Annotated in this window: 14 protein-coding genes and 1 pseudogene; 12 read left to right on the top strand and 3 right to left on the bottom strand. The window is 41.6% G+C overall.

Going from position 1 to position 14,785, the window contains the following annotated elements:
* Positions 1–142 precede the first annotated feature (142 nt).
* The 6 genes from NAF29_RS15760 to NAF29_RS15785 all read left to right on the top strand — a co-directional run bounded on the left by NAF29_RS15760 (position 143) and on the right by NAF29_RS15785 (position 6,133).
* Entirely contained in the window at positions 143–898 is a 756-nt protein-coding gene (locus tag NAF29_RS15760; RefSeq protein ID WP_251262593.1) for a restriction endonuclease, read from the top strand.
* 134 nt (positions 899–1,032) lie between these two features.
* Positions 1,033–1,470, top strand: a complete 438-nt coding sequence (locus NAF29_RS15765) for a hypothetical protein (protein WP_251262594.1) — start codon at positions 1,033–1,035, stop codon at positions 1,468–1,470.
* Between the two features lie 529 nt (positions 1,471–1,999).
* Positions 2,000–2,392 carry a hypothetical protein gene (locus tag NAF29_RS15770; protein ID WP_251262595.1) on the top strand — a complete coding sequence of 131 codons (393 nt, stop codon included), beginning with the start codon at positions 2,000–2,002 and terminating at the stop codon, positions 2,390–2,392.
* 898 nt (positions 2,393–3,290) lie between these two features.
* Positions 3,291–3,854, top strand: coding sequence for a hypothetical protein (locus NAF29_RS15775; RefSeq protein WP_251262596.1), 564 nt, complete (start codon positions 3,291–3,293; stop codon positions 3,852–3,854).
* Between the two features lie 979 nt (positions 3,855–4,833).
* A complete protein-coding gene (locus NAF29_RS15780; RefSeq protein WP_251262597.1) occupies positions 4,834–5,658 on the top strand; it encodes a hypothetical protein in 825 nt (274 codons plus the stop codon).
* A gap of 106 nt (positions 5,659–5,764) precedes the next feature.
* Entirely contained in the window at positions 5,765–6,133 is a 369-nt protein-coding gene (locus NAF29_RS15785) for a hypothetical protein (RefSeq protein WP_251262598.1), read from the top strand.
* Positions 6,134–6,215: 82 nt separating this feature from the next.
* On the opposite strand, the pseudogene NAF29_RS15790 reads toward NAF29_RS15785, so the two are convergent.
* A pseudogene (locus NAF29_RS15790) lies at positions 6,216–7,421 on the bottom strand (IS4 family transposase).
* 145 nt (positions 7,422–7,566) lie between these two features.
* Here NAF29_RS15790 and NAF29_RS15795 point away from each other — a divergent pair.
* A complete protein-coding gene (locus NAF29_RS15795; protein WP_251262599.1) occupies positions 7,567–8,967 on the top strand; it encodes an SNIPE associated domain-containing protein in 1,401 nt (466 codons plus the stop codon).
* A gap of 143 nt (positions 8,968–9,110) precedes the next feature.
* Here NAF29_RS15795 and NAF29_RS15800 read toward each other — a convergent pair whose 3' ends face one another.
* Both NAF29_RS15800 and NAF29_RS15805 read right to left on the bottom strand, forming a co-directional pair.
* Positions 9,111–9,746: a hypothetical protein gene (locus NAF29_RS15800; protein ID WP_251262600.1), complete on the bottom strand. Its 636-nt coding sequence runs from the start codon at positions 9,744–9,746 to the stop codon at positions 9,111–9,113.
* A 242-nt stretch (positions 9,747–9,988) separates the two neighbouring features.
* On the bottom strand, positions 9,989–10,879 hold the full coding sequence (locus NAF29_RS15805; protein ID WP_251262601.1) for a LysR family transcriptional regulator: 891 nt from the start codon (positions 10,877–10,879) through the stop codon (positions 9,989–9,991).
* A gap of 110 nt (positions 10,880–10,989) precedes the next feature.
* Between NAF29_RS15805 and NAF29_RS15810 the strand changes: the two genes are divergently transcribed.
* The 5 genes from NAF29_RS15810 to brnA all read left to right on the top strand — a co-directional run bounded on the left by NAF29_RS15810 (position 10,990) and on the right by brnA (position 14,681).
* A complete protein-coding gene (locus NAF29_RS15810; RefSeq protein WP_251262602.1) occupies positions 10,990–11,598 on the top strand; it encodes a short chain dehydrogenase in 609 nt (202 codons plus the stop codon).
* A gap of 178 nt (positions 11,599–11,776) precedes the next feature.
* The gene (locus NAF29_RS15815; RefSeq protein ID WP_251262603.1) at positions 11,777–12,133 is read left to right on the top strand and encodes a nuclear transport factor 2 family protein; all 357 of its coding nucleotides are present in this window, start codon (positions 11,777–11,779) and stop codon (positions 12,131–12,133) included.
* Positions 12,134–12,397: 264 nt separating this feature from the next.
* Entirely contained in the window at positions 12,398–14,038 is a 1,641-nt protein-coding gene (locus NAF29_RS15820) for an amidohydrolase family protein (protein ID WP_251262604.1), read from the top strand.
* 144 nt (positions 14,039–14,182) lie between these two features.
* The gene (locus NAF29_RS15825) at positions 14,183–14,449 is read left to right on the top strand and encodes a BrnT family toxin (RefSeq protein WP_251262605.1); all 267 of its coding nucleotides are present in this window, start codon (positions 14,183–14,185) and stop codon (positions 14,447–14,449) included.
* Positions 14,436–14,681, top strand: coding sequence for a type II toxin-antitoxin system BrnA family antitoxin (brnA, locus tag NAF29_RS15830; RefSeq protein WP_251262606.1), 246 nt, complete (start codon positions 14,436–14,438; stop codon positions 14,679–14,681). The genes NAF29_RS15825 and brnA overlap by 14 nt, the downstream gene beginning before the upstream one ends.
* Positions 14,682–14,785 lie beyond the last annotated feature (104 nt).

Here is a 14,785-nt window from a genome sequence, read left to right on the forward strand (position 1 = left end):
CTAAAGCTGTTTGAGTTTTTGTGGTCAAACTAACAAACCAATCAAGCAGGACAAAAAACTGTTTGCTCGGTTTCGCTTCGCTACACAAGGTAGCAAACAATTTTTAGCCTCTTATTTGGGGCGTTAGGTTTTAAAGGAAGCTATGAGTATTCAACAAATTTCAAGAGATAAATTCGATTCTCTAAATATTGAAAAAATGGGCTTCTTTCCAGAACGAGCTTGGTTTGAATCAACAGATATGGATATTGCTGGGACTGTAATTAAAGATCCTATAGATAAAGACTGGTCTTATGTTGTTCTTGCAAAAGATGAAGATGATATTTATCGATATATCAAAGGAGAAGTAAGTCTTACTTCTCAAGATGAAGCAGAAAGCAAGATTGTTTCAACTATGATGGGGTTAAACGAACAAGGTACCTTTAAAGAAGAACTATATTCTGAGTTAACAGAGGCTCCAGATAAAGAAGAAAAGGTTGTTATAACCACAATTGATAATCAAATAAAGACCTACCTTAAGAAGCACCCTGAAAAAATGTATGATCTATCCCCAAGAAAATTTGAAGAATTGGTTGCTGCTATTTTAAAGGATATGGGATTCGATGTTGAATTAACAAAAGCAACTAGGGATGGAGGGCGAGATATCATTGCATACATTAAAAATTCTGTATGTAGTTACCTGACTCACATTGAATGTAAAAGGTATGCTCCGGAAAATAAAGTTGGCGTAGGAATTATTCGTGAGGTTATGGGAGTCCATCAATTGAGGCAAGCGACAAAAAGCATCATAATTACAACAGGTTTCTTCTCAAAAGATGCTGTTAAAGAAGCAAAAATGGCTGAGAACCATTTAGATCTGAGAGACTTCAATGACCTAAAGTATTGGTTACAAAAGTACTAGACTGCTTTGGCGGTAAAAACCTAACAAGGGTTTTCAAGTCGGACAAATTACAGTTGGCTTTTTGTTCGTGCCTCACTTATTTTAGCCAACTGCAATTTGCCGCTTAAAACGGCGTTATGTGGCAAGGGAAACCTATGCGTTCTGAAAAAATTCAGTGGTGGTTTATAGCAAATGCCAACAAGATGTACGTAATTACTGCTGTATTTAGTTTTATTTTTGTCATGATTTGGGGGAATTACCCTCAATGGGAATATGAAGAAGAAAAAGAAAGTTATGATACTTTCTTTTCAACTATTGATGCTCGGATAAGCTTTGTAAGGCACAGCTCTATAGGCAATAATCTTCGAATTATTCTTGATTTCGATGCGACAGCGCTATCACCCGATGATCTTAAAACTATAATTCCGGGTTATAAGAGTTTAATTCTAAATCGCATTTGCAATAATCAAGATTTCTTGGACGATTTGTACAATGGTTACTATTATGACGTTGATTTAAGAGATATTAGTACCAAATATGTTTTTAAAAACTATTTTAATTTAATAATAAAGTATGAGCGTTGTGCCACATAACAAGTCACTCAAGCAGGACAAATAACAGTTGGTTTTTGCTCCTTCGTCGCTTATTTTAACCAACTATTATTTGCCTCTTAGTGAGGCGTTAGGTGGAACTCTAGAAGGCTGTTTTCTAGATGTGGTTTTTTGATAGGAGAAAGGGAAAACATATGCTACTACAACCTATCAACTCGAGAATGTGCAAGCGCTGTAGGCTTCAATACAACTATCGAGAAGAAATTTGCCCTCATTGCGCACACCTATCAGATGTCGAAGCAATTTACTTAAAAAAACGATACAAAAATGAAATGGTTCAAATGAACTCAGGTACGGCGAATTCATTCCTAGTGTTGTTTTGTGTGGTGGCTTTTTTAATGTTTGTACTGTATTGGTAAAGAGTACACCTAACAAGCACATCAAGGCGCTCGCGAGCTCGCTGGGACGTCAAAACTACGCGGCGATTTAGTTTTGTGCTTCGCAATTTTAACCCAATCGCCGCTACGTTTCGTCGCCCCTTATGCGGGCGTTATAAGTCAAGGAAGGTTCGGTGAAAATATCTATTATCTTGTTTGTTTTAATAACTAGCAGTTTCTCATCCATTGCGAACGAAATAGATCCCAAAGATATCATTGGGATTTGGGGGAATTCAGAAGATGGTGGGAAAACAATTTGGGCATATGATCAATATTTCCCAAATGGTAGCCTTAAATCTTGGGGAAGAATCCCTCAAACACCAATTCAATTTAAAGTTGAAGGCACATACGAAGTAAAACATAAATTCAAAACTAGCAGTTGTTTAACAATTAGCAAAACATCGCATCCTGAGCTAATGCCTGTTGGCGAGCATTGGTGTGATGAAATCATTGAGTTAAACGATAAAGTCTTTGTATATAAAAGTAGTGATGGCGAAATTACAATTCTATATCGTCAAGACTTATAACAAGTCATTCAAAAGGACAAAAAACAGTTGGTTTTTGCTCCTTCGTCGCTTATTTTAACCAACTATTTTTAGCCTCTTAATGAGGCGTTAAATGGTATGGGGATGTATGCAAGTTACGGCAAAGATCGCAATTGTTTTCTCTTTTCTCAGTATAATATCTGGCGTTGGGTTTTTAGCGGTTACATTTTATCAAGACGGGTACGTAGATAATTCCGGTTCATATTGGTCTGGTTTTATTCAGGTTATAATTGCAGTAATTCTCCTTACTACATCTGTACTATATGTAAAGTTAGGGAGTCAATATAAGCGTCACTTTGTGGCATCGTTGGCAGCCTATGCCCTGTTTCTGCTAGATGTGCTGGTCGGTGCTAATACCACTTAACAAGCAAATCTTGTGGAGCGTCTTACGCTTCGCTTCAGCCGCCCACAAATTTGGGCGTTAGTTCAACCGGTTTTGGCTTTGTTGTGGAGCTTTGAGTGTCATCACTTTCGCACTCAGCAATTTAAGGTTTTATGAGGTCAATCATTGCTTGTTGCAGCGGTGGTTGTTTACAGTATCGGTATCGACTTCGGTTCATTACCATCATGTCTGCGGTAAACACGTTTCTGGTGGTTGTTTTGAGCATGGGTCATTTGGCAGGGAAAGCTGAATAGGTTGGCAACATGGAACGTTCATTTGTTGTTTTGAATCCTTCCTAAAAATCCGTCTTTCTCACTTTTTCGTCGTCGTTTGGTACCCAGTCACGCAGCCTAAAGCTGTTTGAGTTTTTGTGGTCAAACTAACAAGCCAATCAAGCAGGACAAAAAACTGTTTGCTCGGTTTCGCTTCGCTACACAAGGTAGCAAACAATTTTTAGCCTCTTATTTGGGGCGTTATGGTTCTTAAGGAAGTCTGTGCATGGATTGGAAAACGTTTATAGCTCAAATAATTGGGTCAATCGCTTGGCCAATAGTCGTCATAATTATTGTTTGGTTGCTAAAAGACAAGCTGGGTGAACTGCTGCCTAGGTTAAAAAAGCTTAAGCACAAAGAAACGGAATTTGAATTCGCTGAAAAAATCACTGAATTAGTTAGTGAGCGTAAAGAAGATGAGCAACCTTCATTAGTTGCTAAAACAAGAGAAGCTGAAGAACAGTTTGATTTTCTTATGAAGCTTGCCGAAATATCGCCTAGATCTGCTGTTATGGAATCATTTCGGGCATTAGAGTCAGCTTCTGAAAAAGCAGTTGTTAAAGCATACCCTGAGCTTGATACTAAAAACTTTAGAAATCCCATGGAAATTCAAAAACTATTAAAAGGTAAAGTGTTGCCTCCTGAGCTATATCATCGTACACGAGAGTTACGTATGTTAAGAAATAAAGCTGCACATATGGAAGATTTTAATTTACACGGTATGCCTATTGAAGCTTATATAGATATCTCTTTAAGTATTGCAAATCAGCTTGAGCAATACGAACCATAACAAGCTGTTAAACAAGGACAAAAAACAGTTGGCTTTTGCTCCTTCGTCGCTATTTTAGCCAACAATTTTTTGCCTGTTAACAGGGCGTTAGTTCAACCGGTTTTGGCTTTGCTGTTGAGCTTTGAGTGTCATCACTTTCGCATTCAGCAGTTTAAGGTTTTATGAGCTAGAGCATTGCTTGTTGCAGCGGTGGTTGTTTACAGTATCGGTATCGACTTCGGTTCATTACCATCATGTCTGCGGTAAACACGTTTCTGGTGGTTGTTTTGAGCATGGGTCATTTGGCAGGGAAAGCTGAATAGGTTGGCAACATGGAGCGTTCATTTGTTGTTTTGAATCCTTCCTAAAAATCCGTCTTTCCCACTTTTTCGTCGTCGTTTGGTGCCCAGTCACGCAGCCTAAAGCTGTTTGAGTTTTTGTGGTCAAACTAACAAACCAATCAAGCAGGACAAAAAACTGTTTGCTCGGTTTCGCTTCGCTACACAAGGTAGCAAACAATTTTTAGCCTCTTATTTGGGGCGTTAGTTCAACCGGGTTTGGCTTTGTTGTTGAGCTTTGAGTGTCATCACTTTCGCATTCAGCAGTTTAAGGTTTTATGAGCTAGAGCATTGCTTGTTGCAGCGGTGGTTGTTTACAGTATCGGTATCGACTTCGGTTCATTACCATCATGTCTGCGGTAAACACGTTTCTGGTGGTTGTTTTGAGCATGGGTCATTTGGCAGGGAAAGCTGAATAGGTTGGTAACATGGAACGTTCATTTGTTGTTTTGAATCCTTCCTAAAAATCCGTCTTTCCCACTTTTTCGTCGTCGTTTGGTACCCAGTCACGCAGCCTAAAGCTGTTTGAGTTTTTGTGGTCAAACTAACAAACCAATCAAGCAGGACAAAAAACTGTTTGCTCGGTTTCGCTTCGCTACACAAGGTAGCAAACAATTTTTAGCCTCTTATTTGGGGCGTTAGGCTTCTCAAGGAATTTGTGTATGGAAACTCTTATAGTGTTAATTTCTAAAATTCCCAATGTTATTTGGAGTGCAGTTATAGCCTCCTTTTTGACGTTTCTTGGAGTGTTTTGGACGAATAAGGGAAATGAGAAACGACAAGTCGCATTACTTGAACATGAAAAACAAAAATACCAATCAGAGCAAAAATTAGCTCTTAAAAAAGAAGTGTTTTTGAATGTGGCAGGCTCTTTCGCTGATGTTCTAGGGATCGTGCCAAAACTAATTAACTTAGAATTTACGCAAAAAGATATTGAAGTTCAAATGAAAGATCATAGTGGGATTGTAGCCAAATCCTATCTCGCTGCAAAAGAAGAATCAGTAGCCGAAATATTAAATTATTCCGCAGAGACAGCTGAGGTCTTTATAGATCTGATGAAAGATAGAGCAATAGCCTTAGACCACAAAAAAGCTATTGAGATATACGGATCGACCATAGATAAAGCAAACAACGAGAAAGACCGATTAATTTCAATAATGAAAGAGTTAAACCTTCAGGGCCGCAATGATCCGGCAACTTTTGATTATTTAAACAAAAGCTATGAAACCCAAGAGGGGATAGTGCAGCGGAGCACTGCAAGTTTAGAAGAGCAAGAAGAAATTTTAGAGCCTTTATATCTTGAGTTTGCCAAAAAATGTATGAGTGAGCATGGTCGTCTTTTATCATTGCTGCCACCTATGACAGTTGCTCTCAGAGGTGAACTTGGTAATGTTCAAGATTCACAAGTATTTATCGATGCGCTGAATAGTAATATCGAAAGAATGAATTCAGCATTTGATAGTTTGTTTGTTCGCAAAGAAGCCTAACAAGGCATTTAAACGGAAAATTTACAGTTGGCTGTTTTTCGTTCCTCAAACATTTTAGCCAACTATAATTTTCCGCTTAATGCGGCGTTAACTCTAAGGAAGCACAATGAAACTACCAGTATCCATATTTCTAATAATATTGTTAACAGGGTGTTCGCTAATAGTGAAATCTGAAGCCACACATATACTCAATGGCAAGGCTTATCCGGCAACACTTATTAGTGACATAGAAATTTACCTAGAACCACCAGAGAAAGAGTATATCGTCATAGGTATGGTTGAATCTGCTGGCCAAGGAATATTTACAGAAAGTGAGGATTTTGAACTTTCAATGAAAGCTCTAAAGAATGAAGCGGCTAGTATTGGCGCAAATGCACTTATCATAAAATCTTCTGATCAAGTTATTTCAAGTGTTAGCGCTGAGGGAAGTGGTACTGAGCGTCGAATTAAAGCTTTAGCAATACGTTACAAATGAGTTAACAAGGCGGTCAACGAACGCCTTCGGCTGGACAAAGTGCTGTGCACTTTGCCCGTTACCTAGGCGCTGGGGGATCCCCTCATAATTCTGGCATTCCCGTTTGGTGAACCAGCCTGATGTAATGGCCGATAGCCCACCGTATATCGGCGCTGCTGATGGGGTAATCCCACCATCGTTTTCTAACCTCTCTTCCTAGCCGAATCAAAGATAAAACCCGCCTGTGTTTGATGGTGTTCGCCTGAAATTGTGGCGTCCAATTGCGTTTAATCGCCACCATTCCTAGCAATCGCAAGGCCCATTCAGCGAGCATGGCAATGAGCAGTAAAATATCAAAGCGCTTAGGGCAACGGCTGTTGCTGTGGCGCAGTCCTAATCCATACTGTGGGCTTGTGATATCCCTGAAGCTTTGTTCAATTTACATTCGCTTGGCGTACAGGTTTACGAGCTGTTTTGGGGGCATGGTTTGCGGCGGTAAGTTGATGGCTAATAGCCATGGCTCTTTGGCATGGCGCCGGTAACTTTGTTGCGCGGTATGGTGACGTCCAGCCTTGGACGAACGTGCATCTTTGCGGCCTTTGCCGTTCGCTTTGTAGAGGTGCAATGCGGCTCGAATCGAGCTTTTACGGCCCAATTCGCCCTCCCCAAGAAGCCGTGCTTTGGCATTCGCTGTTGGGTAGTAAGATTTGTTGCTATGCCCGTGTTTGTCGCCTTTGGGGCGGAATCCCACGTCACCTCGAACACGGCCAAGCCAAAACCAACCTTTGGCTTCAATCGCCCGAAACCAAGGGTTGCGGTAGCCTGCGTCGGTGACAACCAAGGGACAGCAGTTGGAAGGAATAATACTCGCTAACTCATCGATAAACGGATTGTGACTAACCGGAGAGTTGTATTCAGCAAAGGCAAATACTCGTTCATAAATCGTCACCGAGCGGCCTTCAAAACTCACCGAGGCACGTAGGGTTTGATGGCGCATTTGCTCGCGAACATCCGACCAATCGACCAAGATAATGGGCATTGGATTGGCCCCACACAGCAGCTTTGCGTGCCAACGATAAATGGCGAGTCGCTCTTGATGAAGCGAGCCATTACCAAGCAATCGGTCGATGCGCTTGATGTTGTGTTTAGCGGCGACGGAGCCAGAGATATTGCGCCCAAGCTCAGTGAGCGATAGCTGTTGACCATCAAGCAGAGATTGAACGGCTGTCATCAGCGATTTAAGTCGTTTGTTGTGGACTAAAGGGCATTGATTTTTAAGCAAATCATGTAAGATACGTACGTCACGCATGAGGTGTTGATCTGTTTGTTTTTTGGCGAAAGTAATTAGATCAAATCAACTCATGCGTGTCTATCTTATTGAAAGGAATCAATATTATGAGGGGATTCCTTAGTTTGGGGCGTTATGTTCCTTTCGAGCCTTTGGAGTCAATTAAATGGAATTTTCCTTAGAAACCCTGCTTACGTTATCAATTGTTGTATTTTTTATTCTTTCGGTTTATTTAATTAGATCGCGGTCTCATTTAAAGAAAACTCAAGAGCTGTTAGAAAAAAAACAAGTTGAATTAGACGAAACTGATAAGGCTCTAAAAAAAATACAAGATAAATATTCTGCAATTATTGATATTGAAACCGAAGTAGAAAATTCCAAAAAGGAAAAGGAAACCATTCATCTAGATGTTAAAGCTCTTCGTGATAGCTACAAAGAAAAAAGAGCCTTATTTGATAAATTAGTACAAGAGGCTGCAATATATGATGAAGAAATTCAACTTGCTGAATTAGGTTTCTATAAGCCTCACTTTGATTTTGATACTTCTGAAAAATATAAGGAAGAAATTGCCAAAGTTAAAGCTGCACAAAAGGAGATGGTTGCTTCCAAGGAAGCTATTTATTGTAATACTGAGTGGACAGTTGAAGGCAGTAAAGCCAAAGGCAGAACTATGACCAATCGAGGTATAAAGTTAACAGCAAGGGCATTTAATAATGAATGTGATGCTGCTATTTCTAATGCTCGCTGGAATAATGTTGATCGTTTGGTGCAGCGTCTAGAGAAAGCATTCGATGCTATTAACAAAATGAATCAATCTAACGCAATAGTTATTTCTAACGTTTACTTCAATCTAAAACTCAAAGAGCTTAGACTTGCATATGAATATGCGGATAAAAAGCAGCAAGAAAAAGAAGAACAACAAGAGATAAAAAGGCAAATGCGAGAAGAAGCTAAACTTCAGCAAGAGTTAGATAAAGCAGAAAAAGATGAAGAGAAATTTAAAAAGATGCTAGAAAAAGCTCAGCGAGAAGCCGAAAAATCAGCAGGTTCTAAATTAGATGAATTAAATGAAAAAATTGCCTCACTTAGCCAAGAATTAGAGGAAGCTCACGAAAAGAGTGAAAGAGCAAAATCAATGGCGCAACAAACAAAGATTGGGCATGTGTATGTTATTTCGAATATTGGTTCATTCGGAGAAAATGTTTATAAAATTGGTATGACTAGAAGGCTAGAACCTTTAGACAGGGTTAAAGAGCTAGGTGATGCCAGTGTCCCATTTATTTTTGATGTCCACGCAATGATACATTCTGATGATGCACCAGCATTGGAGAATGCGCTTCACAAAAAGTTTGATCTGAAAAGGTTAAATCTTGTTAATAGTAGAAAAGAATTTTTCCGTGTTAACTTAACCGAGATAGAAGAAGAAGTTTTAAATATTTCACCTGATGCAGAGTTTATCGAAACAGCAGAAGCTCGAGATTATCGAGAGTCGCAAAGTATTCTAGCACAGCAAAAAGAATTAAAGTCTAAGCAAGATAGTGTAAATGAGCTTCCATTAGAGATATAAACGGAACATAACAAGCCAATTCAGCAGGACAAAAAATAGTTGGTTTTGCTCCTGCGTCGCTAATTTTAACCAGCTATGTTATTGCCTCTGAATGAGGCGTTAAGTGTGAATCGCTCTTTGTATCCACACTCTAGCAGAACAGATTAAGTGTTTATCTTGGTAATTAGGGCTTCAGCTTGATCTTTAGTAAGCGAAACCATGGTTTTTCGGAAGTTTAAATTAGATTTTGTCGCATCTTTACACGCTTTTGCCGAAATTGGCTTTGTAGCACGTACAAACTGATTAAGTTTCCTAGAGTAGCATTCACTTTTGCTGCCTTCATGGTCTCGCTTAATTAGCTCTCTGTCTGCTAAACCGTAGCCGCAAATACCGTTGCCACTTTGATAAAGAAAAATAACATCGTTTTCATTTAAGTAAGCTATGTTTTCTTTCCAGTGGGCGTAGAAGGCGGATGCCTCTTCGTTCTCTAGCATGGTGTAATGGTCTGCTTCAGAGTTGTTATAGTTTGTATTGAGCATGAAATAGCGTACGTTACTATCAGTCCGTTCGGAGCTATCAAATTCCTGTGACTCTTCGCGGGCTCTAGCCTCAGAAAGTTGTTTTTCAAGCTCTTCAATTCCTCCATGAATGAAGGTTGTAATTAGATCCGAACGTGTTTTATCTAGTGCAGAGGCTAACTCATCAATAAGATTGACGGTAATGCTAGGAAGGCGCACAGAAAGTAGCTGAGAGTCCGACGGGGTGTTAATGAGATTCTTAATGTGTGTTGAGAGTGACATTTGCAGTATCTCCTGTATGTCATTTTGTATTACAGAGGGTTTGTATGTCAAAATGTAATACGGGCGATCTTGTATGTCAAATTGTATTACGGTTTTTTTAGTGGAATAGCACTTAACAAGTCAAAGCACTCGGACTTTATAAAGCTGTCACCTTTTTTGTACCAAAAAAGCCGCCAACTTCACCAAGCCTCTTATTTGGGGCGTTATAGGGTAAGGCAAGTTCTACTATTACGCCTGCAGTATTAATCCGATCCACTGCGCAAAAAGTCAACAACCCAATTATGCAGTGGGTCGTTGTTTGAGCGAGGGTGCCAAGCCGTTATCACATCAAAACTCACTGGACTTTCCTTCAAATCAATGATGGATAAATTACTACCGATCAATGCTCTTGATGGTAAAAAAGCAATCGCATCGGTGGCATCTAAGTACAGTGGCACGATAGAAAAACAGGGGGCTGATATTACTACATTACGCTTTAAGCCAAATTCCTCAAACCATGAATCAATTGAACCCCGAAAATTTGGTCTAGACGGTGAGGCAATAATCTGTGGATGATGCGCAATCGCTTCAAGGCCTAGCTTTTTTCCTGCCAGGTGTGAGTTTTTAGGGGCAACACAGACGTGGTGTTCGGTAAATAAGGTAAGGCAAGGGTAGTTGTTAGGTACAAAGTCTGGGAATGCCACTACCAGGTTGATTTTCCCGGCTACCATAGCGTCAGCTAGATTATCAATATCTAAGTCTTGAATGATGACCCTCAACTTCGGGGCTTGCTGTCTCATTTTAGATAGCAGGTCAGGTAGAACAACCTGTTGAGCATAGTCTGTAGCTGCAATCACATAGGTGCTGTCAATCAGGCTGGGTTCGAATAACTCTGGTTCCAATAACTGCTCAAAACCTGTCAATAACCCATCAATCTTGTCGCCTAGCTGCAGGGCCAGTGGCGTCGGAGTCAGCCCATTGCTCTTGCGTAAAAATAAGCGGTCATCAAAGATATCCCGGAGCTTTCTCAGCTGGTCGCTAACCGCTTGCTGGGTTAGGCCTACCTGATGTGCGACGCGGGAGACATTTTGTTCGCGTAACAGCGCCTGAAGTAGCCTTAACTGGCGGATTTCCAATCTATCAATCTTGCTCACACTTGTATCTCTAACAACTGTTATCTGTTTCTAATTGTATCTCCCTGTCACTACTATGGCCACTGTAACGTTGAGAGACACAATCATTGGTGAAAGGCAGGGTATTTGAAATGAAGAAAGTTATTATTATTGGCGCATCAGGAAAAATCGGTCAGGCGGCATTAAGTGGGCTGGGGCATCATGACATTGTTACCGCTAGCGGCTCTGGAAAAGGCGCTGATTATCAGGTCGATATAGGCAGCGAAGAGTCGATCAGAGAACTGTTCAAGCAGGTAGGGTCCTTTGACGCGGTAGTGAATACTGTGGGTATTTGCGAGTATGCCGATTTTAGCGACATGACGGAGCAGCAGTGGATGACGACGGTATTGAGCAAGATGATGGGGCAGATCAATTTAGTCCGTATAGGGCAAGAATACATCAATGATGGCGGTTCATTCTCACTGATCACGGGTATTCTCAGCTCCAAGCCAATTCCGATGGCAATTGCAGATGCGACTACCAGTGGCGCTATTGATACCTTTGTGAAATGCGTTGCGTATGAATTACCGCGACGGATTCGCGTGAATTCAATTAACCCAACGGTTATTGAGGAAGCTTGGGGTGTATATGGTGAGATGATGTCGGGCTTTCAACCTGTGCCGGGTAGCTTGGTAGGTAAGGCCTTTGCTCGCTCAGTTGATGGCTTTATTACCGGTGAGGTCATTACAGTCGACGCCTAAAAATTTCTGTAACACTCTAGGCCACGATTTGCACCGGTTTTTTTTATGTCCGCTATTAGCGCATGCCGACAACCTCCATGTCTCCGCGTGTTACCCTATAACAATTTAAGCAAGCGGGACTGCCTTACAGGCAGTCCCTTCTTAAGGCGTTATGTTGTTCTCACATATTGGAGTATTTATGCAACCGAAAGAGTTAGTTGAATCATGGGTAAAAGCATTTAACGAAGGTGATGCGAACAAAATCTCTAGTTTCTATGCGGATAATGCAATCAACCACCAAGTTGCAAATGAGCCTGTTGAAGGTAAAGCTGCCATACATGCAATGTTCTCAGAGGAGTTTGCAAACGCAGAAATGGTTTGTATTACTGAGAATATATTTCAAGATGGTGACTGGGCAATACTTGAATGGAAAGATCCAATAGGCCTAAGAGGTTGTGGCTTTTTTCAAATAGAAAATGGCCTAATTGTATTTCAACGTGGTTATTGGGATAAATTAAGCTTTTTAAAAGCACATGATTTACCTATTCCACAGTAACAACATAACAAGCATTTAAGAGTGATTCGCAACGCTTGCCGTTTTCGCTCCGCTACACAGTTTAGCCAAGCATTATCAGCCCCTTAATGTGGCGCTGGGCACAAACATGAAAACAACAATTTTTCTAATATCTAATCTATTCTTTAGTTCTGTCGTATTTTTGAAGCGCTAGAGTGGGTTTCTGATTATTGTCAATTTTAGCCAAACTAAAACGCGCTATTAGCTCGGCGTTAGTGCCTGAGGCTGATAACGAAGGAAGTCAAAGTGCATACATTTATTAGGATTATTGTTGCTTTAATGGTGCTTGCTTCGCCACATGTCTCTGCAAGCGATCAAATATACGACATCGCCATTAATGGTGGTCGTGTGATGGACCCTGAGACTGGCTTTGATGCCATCCGTAATGTCGGCATTACCGATGGACGAATAGCGACGATCACCAACGACCATATCGATGGCAAGGAAACGATAAATGCTAAAGGTTTGGTGGTTTCTCCTGGCTTTATCGATACTCATTTTCACTGGACAAGACCAATAGGTTACAAGTTTGCTCTGCGAGATGGTGTTACTACTGCAATGGATCTTGAGGCCGGAGCTTACGGTTTAAGAGTCGACGAATGGTACGCCATGCATTCGGGCCGAAGCCAAGTGAACTACGGCACGTCTTCTGGCCATGAATTTGCGCGAACTAAGGTGACTCAGGAACTGCCTGATGAAGATCTCTTGGATGCACCGTATTCCGTAGTGAAAGGCCGTGGTGCTGGTATAGCCTGGGCAGATGAGGTTTTAGATATCGAAAAGGGCAATCGCATGCTTTCGATTATTGACGAAGGTTTGCGACAGGGGGCTATTGGTATCGCATCGACGGTTGGCTACTTCCCCGGCGCAACTGCAAGGGAAATGTTTGAGGTGCAGCGAGTGGGTGCGCGTTACGGGCGACCAACCGCAGTCCATCTTCGATACACTCCGGGAACGGCTACGACGGAGGCCAATGGCGCCCAGGAAATTCTCACAAACGCCATATCACTTGACGCCCCAGCTATTATTAATCACTTTAACAATCCGGGCTGGGAGTTGGTGCAGGAACTACTGGTGCGCTTGCGGGGACAGGGCCACAATGTTTGGGGTGAGATTTATCCTTACGCGGCGGGACAGACGACCATCAATGCGGCATTCGTCCGGCCGGAGAACTGGGTCGACACACTCGGCAATCGTTACGAGGAAACGATGCAGAACCCTCTGACCGGCGAATTCTATACGCGAGAGAAATATGAACAAGTGCTTGCTGAAGCACCAGCGACACAGATAGTGCTCTACAAGATGGACCCGAGCGCCATTCCCGATTGGTGCCGGCTGCCGGGCGTTACCTATGCAAGCGACGCAATGATGATGCCGGGCGGCTGGGATGATTCATTGCCCTGGGATACCGCCTACGAAGACGTCCCAAATAGTCACCCACGCTTGGCTGGAACCCACGGTACTTGTTTCCGACTCTCTAGAGAGCATGAGATCCCCTTAATGCAAATTATCGCTGCATCAAGCTATAACGCAGCAAAGTACCTTGGGGATACAGGGTTATTGAGCATGCGCGAACGGGGTCGGATTCAAGAAGGTATGATCGCAGACATTACAATTTTCAACCCGAAAACAGTGAAAGATAATGCAACTTACGCAAAGGGTACAATGCCGACCACAGGAATTCCCTATGTAGTGGTTAACGGCAAGACCGTAGTTCGAAACTCGGTTGTATTGAAAAACGTCTTTCCAGGTCAGCCTATTCGTTTTCCAGTCGAAGAAGAAGCTCGTTTCAAACCTCTGTCTGTTGAAGAATGGAGAAACAAAAAACTCTCAAGTCCTGTTAGATTTGTCGGATACGGTGGGTTAGAGCGTGAGCATACTCATTAGTATTCATGTGCGAGGCTCTCGCTGTCAGCGCCTAACAAGCCAAAGCACATTCGGACGCAGCAAAGCTGCGCCGGTGTTTGAGGCGTTAGCCGTATCTCTATCCAACCCTTGCATTAAGTTTAAAAAGGGTATATTTTTTACTCTATGTATGCTTTTGAATATGATCCGTTGAAAAGCCAAAGCAACCTCGATAAACATGGTATCGATTTTGAAGAGGCTCAAGAACTCTGGAATGATCCTGACTTAGTAGAGATCCCTGCAAATACAAGCGATGAGCCTCGCTCTGTAATTATTGCAGTTCACAGAGGAAAGTATTGGTCTGCTGTAATAATCCATCGAACACCTAACGTTCGTATAATTTCAGTCAGACGTTCTAGAAAAAACGAGGTAGAATTTTATGAAAGCTTCTGAATTTGATAAAAAGTTTGATGATGGTGAAGATATTCTAAAGAATCTTGACCTTTCAAAAGCTAAACGCTCAACACAAGAAACCAAGCGTGTAAATGTTGATTTTCCTTCTTGGATGATTGACTCACTTGATCGTGAAGCAAGTCGTGTTGGTGTAACTAGGCAATCAATAATTAAAGTTTGGCTTGCCGAGCGCTTAGAAAATTTACAAAGTCATCATGTAAAACACGGATAACAAGGCGCTCAACATGACAAATAACACTGTCACAGTTTTAGCAAAAGACGCAAAAAGCGGCGCCATTATTATTTGCACGTTAGCTTAGCGTTAGGTTTACCAAT

The sequence above is a fragment of the Echinimonas agarilytica genome (genome assembly GCF_023703465.1).
Classification (GTDB): domain Bacteria; phylum Pseudomonadota; class Gammaproteobacteria; order Enterobacterales; family Neiellaceae; genus Echinimonas; species Echinimonas agarilytica.